Origin of the sequence: Paenibacillus sp. J14, from assembly GCF_000518465.1 — a bacterium.
GTDB classification, from domain to species: domain Bacteria; phylum Bacillota; class Bacilli; order Paenibacillales; family Paenibacillaceae; genus Fontibacillus; species Fontibacillus barengoltzii.
Map to the genome: position 1 here is coordinate 1 of NZ_JADQ01000095.1, position 7,975 is coordinate 7,975.

Consider the following 7,975-nt stretch of genomic DNA (forward strand, 5'->3'; position numbering starts at 1 on the left):
GCATGCCACCCTAAAGTATAAATATGGAAATCGGAAATTTTGGGCGGAGGGATACTACGTAAGCACAGTGGGCTTGAATGAGGCCACTGTCGCAAAGTATATCCGCGAGCAGGAAGCACATGACCAGGCAATCGATAAACTGAGCGTCAAAGAGTATGAAGATCCATTTAGCAGAAACGGTAGCAAGAAAAAGTAAACCAGTTTAACTGGTAAGTGAAAGTGACAAAAACACTGAGCCTGAACAATTTTATTGTCAGGCTAGCGTCTTTAGGCGCAGTTTGGCAACAAGGGGTTATACCCCAAGAGCAAACCACCCGTTGGACGGGTGGTTATGATTTGACGTCATTCCCCAGCTTGCTATATATTTAGATAGCATGCTTGGTAAAAGGTGGTGAAGGGATGCTGCATGAGAGCAAAAAGCCAATCCTGATTTCTTCTTTGATGATCATCGGGAATCAGGCGAGCAAGGTCGGAGATCTCCACCTGAAGGAAATTGGATTAACCCATAGCCAAGCCAATTTGATCCTTTTTCTGGCTCACCACGCGGATCGAAAAATCCGCCAACGGGACATTGAGGTCGCTCTCAATTTAACGAACCCAACCGTGAGCGGATTGATCAAACGGCTGGAACAGAAGCAATTTATCATACGGGCGGATGATCCGGAGGATTCGCGAGCACGGATGATTTTGCTGACAGAAAAGGCCAAATTGTTGGTAGATCAGATCTTTGAACATATACATCAAACAGAAACCAAACTGCTTGAAGGGTTTACGGAGGAAGAAGCGGAGCTCGTGTCGAGCCTGCTAAGACGAATTGCAGAAAATGCGCTCAAAAATTTCTAACCCGGGGACCTGGAAGTAGATATGAATGATGGAGGGATGGCAATGGCAAAGCGCTCATCACAGTTTTGGGCGTTATTCCTGTTCTCGATTGGTGTCTTTATGGCACAGCTCGACAACGGGATTATCAGCGCGGCGCTGACAACGATTAACCGTTCTTTTGACGTGTCCGCCAACTGGGGGGCATGGGGGATTACGATTTACACGCTGGGCCTTGCGATCAGCTTGCCGATCGTGGGGAAACTGTCGGACCGATATGGCCGCAAAAAGCTGTTTATCGTGGAAATCGCCCTGTTTGGGATCGGCTCGTTGTTGGTTGCACTGAGCCCATCTTTTGGCTTTTACTTATTTGCCCGCATCGTGCAAGCTTTAGGGGGCGGCGGGATTTTCATTATCGGCAGCTCGCATATTTTAAGTACGGTGGAGCCGGATAAACAAGCGAAATATTTAGGTTTGCTTGGGGCGATGAACGGGATTGCCGCTGTGCTCGGCCCGAATATCGGCAGCTTGCTGCTGGATTTGACGGGGAAGTGGCATGTGCTGTTCTTGATCAACGTCCCGATCGCCATCGTGCTGTTTATTTTGGGACTGCGGAAGCTGGAGGAATCGTCGGATCCGTCGCCGGGACGGCTTGACCTCATCGGTACGATCATCCTGTCGCTGGGCATCTTGTCCTTGATGCTGGGGCTGACCAATATCGACGTGGATTTTGCGGAGAGCCTGACCCGTCCAAACGTATGGGGATATTTGCTTGGCGGGGTCGTACTGATCACGATCCTGTTATTTTTCGAAGGGAAAATGGAGCGGAACCAATCCGGCGATCCGATTCTGCCGGTCCGTCTGATCAAGCAACCTCGCTACCTGATGGTTCTGCTGATCGGTACTTTGTCGGGCGGTTTGCTCGCTGCGATGATCTATATTCCGTCCTTTACCGAGCAAGTGCTTGGCATTGCGGCGGAAAACTCAGGGTATTGGATGACGCCGCTGGCGCTCGCGGCCGGAATCGGTGCAGGGTTAGGCGGGATGCTAGTCTCCAAGCGTGGCCCGGTCTTTACCGTCATCATGTCTGGACTGATTGCCGCCATTGGTTTTATGCTGTTCCCGCTATGGCTTGAGACGAGATGGCAGTTTATCATTGCCAGTGCCATTGCAGGCGTTGGGATTGGGGTAATTCTCGGAGCGCCGCTGAACATTTTGGCTACGGAAGGCTTAAAGAAGGATAAGGGGTCAGCCCTGGCTTCCTTGTCGCTGCTGCGCCAAATCGGGATGACGCTGGCTCCGGCGATCTATGCCGGATTTATCGCTCGTGCGTTTAACAATATGGGCACGTTGTTTGCTGAGAAGTTCCCGGGCATTTTGCAGCAAAATCTGGCTAACGTCACCTTGTCGGCCGAAGCCCAAGCGGAGCTTGCCCAGATCGGGCAGCACATGTCTTCAGGCGGGTCCGGAGTGTCGGAAAGCGAACTGAGCGGGATGCTTCAGGCGATCCAGGATCCTACGCTGAAGCAGGTATTGGCCGATAGCGTGGGCGAGATCACGAAGACTGCCGCTCAGACCGGATTTAGCGGATTGTATTGGACCGCCGCCATTTTAGGGATGGCCATCATCGTGGGGGCGCTGGTTCTGATTCCGTTAAGAAAAAAGGGCCCGCAAGACCTTGAGGTCACAGAAGAGACGGTATAAGCTCAAGCGAGACGGTTGAAGGCACCTGAACGGAGTTCAGGTGTCTTTTTTATGGCATATGAATCTAGCAAAAAAAGTTAAAAATTAAACATTTCACCTGCCTAACCCTGCATAAAATGAATTTGAATCGCTTACATATATTGGGTGATTACCAAATTTAGAGATTTGGAGGGTGAAGGATGGCTGCGAAAGCTGCAAAAGGTGCGAAGGCCGCGAAAGCGGCGAAAGGGAAGAGCTACACCGAGGTGTGGCATTCCGCCAAGTTCAAGACGCTGATCTCCCGCAAGAAACGGTTCATTATTCCGTCGACGGTCTTTTTTCTGCTGTTTTACTTCGCGCTCCCGATCATGACCTCGTATTCCGAGGTGCTCAATCAACCGGCGATTGGCCCGATATCCTGGGCATGGCTGTTCGCGTTCGCTCAGTTTATCATGACTTGGGCGTTGTGTATCCTGTACTCCCGGGTTGCGCGAAGGTTTGACCGGCTGGCAGATGAAATTCGGCGGGAAATGGGGGCGTAACGAACATGGCATTTACTTTATTTTGCGCGATTGTGCTATTGACGTTGGTCATCACCTATTTTGCTGCGAAAAAAACGAACAACACCAGCGAATTCTACACCGCAGGCGGCGGGCTGAAGGGTTGGCAGAATGGAACCGCCATCGCCGGCGACTACATGTCAGCTGCCTCATTTCTCGGTATTGCCGGGTCGATCGCCTTGGTTGGGTTCGACGGATTCTTTTACAGTATCGGGTTTCTTGTTGCTTATCTCGTCGTGTTGTATCTGGTGGCGGAACCGCTGCGGAATTTGGGCAAGTATACCGTTGCTGACATGATTGCATCCCGCTTTGCGAACAAGGAAGTTCGTGGTTTTGCGGCACTGAATACGATTGCGATCTCGATCTTCTATATGATTGCACAGCTGGTTGGAGCGGGGGCGCTGATCAAGCTCCTGCTCGGGCTCGATTACGTTACATCGGTGCTGATCGTTGGGGTGCTTATGACCATCTACGTTGTGTTTGGCGGGATGCATGCCACCAGCTGGGTGCAGATCACGAAAGCGATCTTGCTGATGGGCGGCACCTTCGTGATCTCGTTGATGGTCTTGGCCAAGTTTGATTTTAGTCTGACCGGCATGTTTGAGCAGATGAAGACCGCAACGCCGCTTATGGAAAAATACTTAAATCCGGGCAACAAATACAACGTGCCGCTGGAGACGATCTCGCTGAACCTCGCGCTGGTATTGGGTACGGCGGGGCTGCCGCATATCTTGATCCGGTTCTTTACGGTGAAGGACGCCCGCACGGCTCGCAGCTCTGTGGTGTATGCGACCTGGATTATTGGGATCTTCTATGTCATGACGATTTTCCTTGGCTTCGGAGCCGCTGCGTTCGTGGGCACCGAGGAGATTACCGCCGTCGACAAAGCCGGCAATATGGCGGCTCCGCTGCTGGCGAAGGCGCTGGGCGGCGACTTCCTGTTCGCGTTTATCTCAGCGGTCGCATTTGCGACGATCCTGGCCGTGGTCACCGGCCTTGTGCTGTCTGCAGCATCGGCGTTTGCCCACGACTTCTACGGGCAGATCGTCCGCCGCGGCAAAGCGTCGGAAGGCGAGCAGCTGCGGATGGCGCGTTGGGCTTCGATCGGCGTCTCGATCATCTCGATTCTGTTGGCTCTGTTCGCCCAGAAAATGAACGTAGCCTTCCTCGTCTCGCTGGCATTTGCCGTTGCAGCCAGCGCGAACCTGCCGATCATCCTGTTCACCGTGTTCTGGCGAAGATTTAACCGTACGGGGGCGATTTCCGGCATGCTGGTTGGCTTGTTCAGCACAATTATCCTTGTAGCGCTGAGTCCTAACGTCTGGGATCCGGAGCCGGGCAAGGCGATTCTGACCGGAACAGCTCTCTTCCCGATGACCAATCCGGGGATTATTTCCATTCCGTTGGGTTTTCTTGCAGCGTTTCTCGGCACTTTCCTGTCCCGGGAGAAGGATGAGGCGAAATACGCCGAGGTGCTGGTGAAGGCGAACACCGGAGCTTAAGCTCTGGCTAGGTTTCAACCAAACGACTCCTATGGGGTCGTTTTTTTATATGAAAAAAACAAGATAAAACCTTTAATTCGCGAAGTGAAATGAATGCGCTTACCTACTATAATTTTCTAGCAAAGGGGGTGATAGTAAAAATGTTCTTACATGAAGTTCCAAGGTAGGTGATGTCCCAGAACACGAAGCTTGACCAAGGTAAGAAGCAGGGAGCAAGAATCTTTTAGGTAGTCAAATTTATTTCTGAGGAGGAATGTTTGATGAAATTCAAAAAGAAGATGCTTACTTTACTTCTGACGGCTTCGATGAGTTTCGGTTTGTTTGGGGCAACCTCAAGTGCAGCTACGGATTATTGGCAATATTGGACGGATGGCGGTGGAACGGTGAATGCGGTAAACGGGGCCGGGGGCAACTACAGCGTGACCTGGCAAAATACCGGAAACTTCGTCGTTGGCAAAGGCTGGACCGTCGGCTCGCCTAACCGGGTGATCAACTACAATGCCGGCATCTGGGAACCTTGGGGGAACGGGTATTTAACTCTTTACGGATGGACGAGAAACGCGTTGATCGAGTATTACGTTGTGGACAGCTGGGGGACGTACCGGCCTACCGGCACTTACAAAGGTTCGGTGTACAGCGACGGAGGCACTTACGATATTTATACGACCATGCGTTATAATGCGCCTTCCATCGATGGCACGCAGACGTTCCAACAGTTCTGGAGCGTGCGGCAATCGAAACGACCTACCGGCAGCAACGTGTCCATCACCTTCAGCAATCACGTAAATGCTTGGAGAAACGTGGGCATGCACCTGGGCAGCAGCTGGTCATATCAGGTGTTGGCGACAGAAGGTTATCAGAGCAGCGGAAGATCTAACGTCACGGTGTGGTAATGGTTCATCGCTAAAGTTAGTTTCAAGGCCGCTCGGTTTGCCGCCGGCGGCCTTCACGGATCTTCAATCAAAGGGGAGCTGACCTTGAGGAAGCGATACATCTGCATGATTATATCCATCGCCATCATGATGCTAGTCTCCGCCTGCTCGCAGGCGGAAATGGGAAGGCCGGAACGGCAGAAAGACTCGTTCGTGCTCGTTCAAGGCGGGAGTGTGAAGAACACCCGGTCTAATTTTTATAGCTCGGATGTGGTGTTAGCTGATTTTTATATCGGAAAATATGAAGTAACCCAGCGAGAATGGGTCGAAGTGATGGGTGGCAATCCGTCTCAGTTCCAAGGCGACGATTTGCCGGTGGAGATGGTGAGCTGGTACGACGTGGTCGAGTATTGCAATCAGCGGAGCATAAAAGAGGGCTTGAAACCTTTTTACAATATAGATAAGCAAACCGTAGACCCCCACAATCAAAGCGAATACGATCCTGTGAAATGGACGGTCACCGTCAATCCGGATGCGAACGGATACCGGCTGCCCACGGAAGCCGAGTGGGAGTATGCAGCTGGGGGAGGGCAGCTGAGCCAGAGCTATAAATACAGCGGAAGCTCGCGCCTGGATGATGTGGCCTGGTATTGGCGAAATGCCGGCGAGGAGTATCTCAGTGGGGATTGGAACTGGCCGATGATTGAAAGTAATCAAAGCCGCACCCAGCCGGTTGGCGGCAAGAAGCCAAATGAACTGGGGTTGTACGATATGTCCGGCAATGTGAGGGAATGGTGCTGGGATTGGTACGGGGACGATGTGAACCAGAACTACGACCGCGGCTCGTTTCGCGTGGTGAAAGGCGGCGGCTGGATCGGGGATGTCAGCAGCAGCGAGGTGGCGTTTCGCGGCAAGTTTGAAGCCAGCGGCTTCGGTCCGGATCAAGGGTTCCGGTTGGCGCGCAATAAGTAGTTTGGGAAGTTTGGGGTGTTTGAGTTGTTTGAGTTGTTTGAGTAGTTTGGTAGATTGGTAGTTTGGTAGGGTGAATTAGGCTGAGTTAGGCAAGTTGGGGTCTGTTGAGTGAGTTAGCTTGCGTTAGGATGGTTTGATAGTCGGGGGAGTTGGAGAGTTTGACTCGTTAGGCTCGTTAGTGTTGGGCAGCTTGGCTAGTCTGGAGAGGAAGTTTGGAGGGAGCTTGGCTAGATTTTGGAATTGAATCCAGCCCTTTTCACGTAGTAAGCTAAGGAGAAAGAAAGAGCCCATACGGGAGGAAGGGAGCTGGCTCCATTTATGAAGGTTGAAACGGTGATGCAGGAGCTTGAGGCACTCGGTAAGGAGCGCCTGAAGAAAATGTATATGTCCAACGGGGCACAAGAGCCGCTGTTTGGCGTTGCGACAGGAGAAATGAAGCCATTGTTCCGGCAGATCAAGATCAATCATTCTTTGGCCGAGGAGCTGTACGCGACAGGAAATTACGATGCGATGTATTTTGCGGGGATGATTGCGGATCCGAAGGCGATGACGCATGCGGATTTTGAGCGCTGGATCGAGAAGGCGTATTTCTATATGCTGTCGGACTTCGTGGTTGCCGTCACCTTGGCGGAGGCGGATATCGCTCAGGAAGTGGCGGACAAGTGGATCGCCAGCGGGGACGAGCTGAAGATGTCGGCGGGCTGGAGCTGTTACTGCTGGCTATTGGGGAGCCGGCCGGACAGCGAGTTTGACGAAAGCAAGCTCGCCGGCATGCTGGAGACGGTGAAGAACTCGATCCACGATGCACCTGAGCGTACGAAGTCCGCGATGAATAACTTTGTGTACACCGTCGCGGTTTCCTATGTGCCGCTGCACAAGCAAGCGGTGGAGACCGCCCAAGCGATTGGCCCGGTTGAGATGAAGCGGGACAAGAAGAAGAGCGCCATCCTGAACGCTTCGGAAAACATCCAAAAATCGTTGGACCGCGGTCAGCTGGGCTTTAAGCGCAAGTATGTGCGGTGCTGATGGGAGAGGGGATGACCCGAGGGGCCGTGGGGGAACGGGTTACCCTTTTTGAAGGCGATCTGCTCACATAAAGGGGGTGATCCCTCTTAGAGGCGTGATTCCCTCTTAGAGGTGGGCTCTTCTCTTAGAGGAGTGATTCCCTCTTAGAGGAGAAGAGAGGTTCCTTTTTAGAGGAGCTATCCACTTTAGAAGAGCGCTCTCCTCGTAGAGGATGGATCCTCTTCCAAAGGGGCGCTCCTTTCTTAGACGATGGATCCTCTCTTAGAGGGGGGCCTCTTGAAGAGCGGAATCCCTTCTAGAGGGACGATCCTCTTGTTAGTAGGGATCCCCTCCTTTTAGCGAGATGATCTGCCTTTTTGCCCCAGGGCTTGACCGTGCTTGCACAATGTAGGGGGGATTCTATATGAAAATTCGAGTACAATGCGCCGAAACCCAGCGATTTCGGAGAAATGTACTCGAAAAATCATACAGAATCGGGCTAGATGCGCGTGGAACCACGAAATGTATATGAAAATTCGAGTACAATGCGCCGAAACCCAGT

8 protein-coding genes are annotated in these 7,975 nt (G+C 52.2%); all 8 read left to right on the forward strand.

What is annotated here, in order from left to right; all coding sequences use genetic code 11:
* Positions 1–196, forward strand: a 196-nt coding sequence (locus tag M891_RS0121840) for a transposase (protein WP_028540263.1), incomplete at its 5' end; no start/stop codon positions are given.
* A gap of 203 nt (positions 197–399) precedes the next feature.
* On the forward strand, positions 400–843 hold the full coding sequence (locus tag M891_RS0121845) for a MarR family winged helix-turn-helix transcriptional regulator (protein WP_028540264.1): 444 nt from the start codon (positions 400–402) through the stop codon (positions 841–843).
* A gap of 36 nt (positions 844–879) precedes the next feature.
* Positions 880–2,523 (forward strand): MFS transporter, encoded by a 1,644-nt coding sequence (locus tag M891_RS0121850; RefSeq protein ID WP_028540265.1) that lies wholly within the window; start codon positions 880–882, stop codon positions 2,521–2,523.
* Between the two features lie 179 nt (positions 2,524–2,702).
* Positions 2,703–3,044 (forward strand): DUF485 domain-containing protein, encoded by a 342-nt coding sequence (locus M891_RS0121855; protein ID WP_028540266.1) that lies wholly within the window; start codon positions 2,703–2,705, stop codon positions 3,042–3,044.
* Between the two features lie 5 nt (positions 3,045–3,049).
* The gene (locus M891_RS0121860; RefSeq protein ID WP_028540267.1) at positions 3,050–4,564 is read left to right on the forward strand and encodes a solute symporter family protein; all 1,515 of its coding nucleotides are present in this window, start codon (positions 3,050–3,052) and stop codon (positions 4,562–4,564) included.
* A gap of 257 nt (positions 4,565–4,821) precedes the next feature.
* Positions 4,822–5,457 (forward strand): glycoside hydrolase family 11 protein, encoded by a 636-nt coding sequence (locus M891_RS0121865; protein WP_028540268.1) that lies wholly within the window; start codon positions 4,822–4,824, stop codon positions 5,455–5,457.
* Positions 5,458–5,562: 105 nt separating this feature from the next.
* Positions 5,563–6,408: a formylglycine-generating enzyme family protein gene (locus M891_RS0121870; RefSeq protein WP_036701492.1), complete on the forward strand. Its 846-nt coding sequence runs from the start codon at positions 5,563–5,565 to the stop codon at positions 6,406–6,408.
* Positions 6,409–6,726: 318 nt separating this feature from the next.
* A complete protein-coding gene (locus M891_RS0121875) occupies positions 6,727–7,434 on the forward strand; it encodes a DNA alkylation repair protein (RefSeq protein WP_028540270.1) in 708 nt (235 codons plus the stop codon).
* Positions 7,435–7,975: the final 541 nt, after the last annotated feature.

Coding starts and splice junctions, on each gene's coding strand:
- M891_RS0121845 (WP_028540264.1), top strand. CDS start 400: ATGCTGCATGAGAGCAAAAAGCCAATCCTGATTTCTTCTTTGATGATC.
- M891_RS0121850 (WP_028540265.1), top strand. CDS start 880: ATGGCAATGGCAAAGCGCTCATCACAGTTTTGGGCGTTATTCCTGTTC.
- M891_RS0121855 (WP_028540266.1), top strand. CDS start 2,703: ATGGCTGCGAAAGCTGCAAAAGGTGCGAAGGCCGCGAAAGCGGCGAAA.
- M891_RS0121860 (WP_028540267.1), top strand. CDS start 3,050: ATGGCATTTACTTTATTTTGCGCGATTGTGCTATTGACGTTGGTCATC.
- M891_RS0121870 (WP_036701492.1), top strand. CDS start 5,563: ATGATTATATCCATCGCCATCATGATGCTAGTCTCCGCCTGCTCGCAG.
- M891_RS0121875 (WP_028540270.1), top strand. CDS start 6,727: ATGAAGGTTGAAACGGTGATGCAGGAGCTTGAGGCACTCGGTAAGGAG.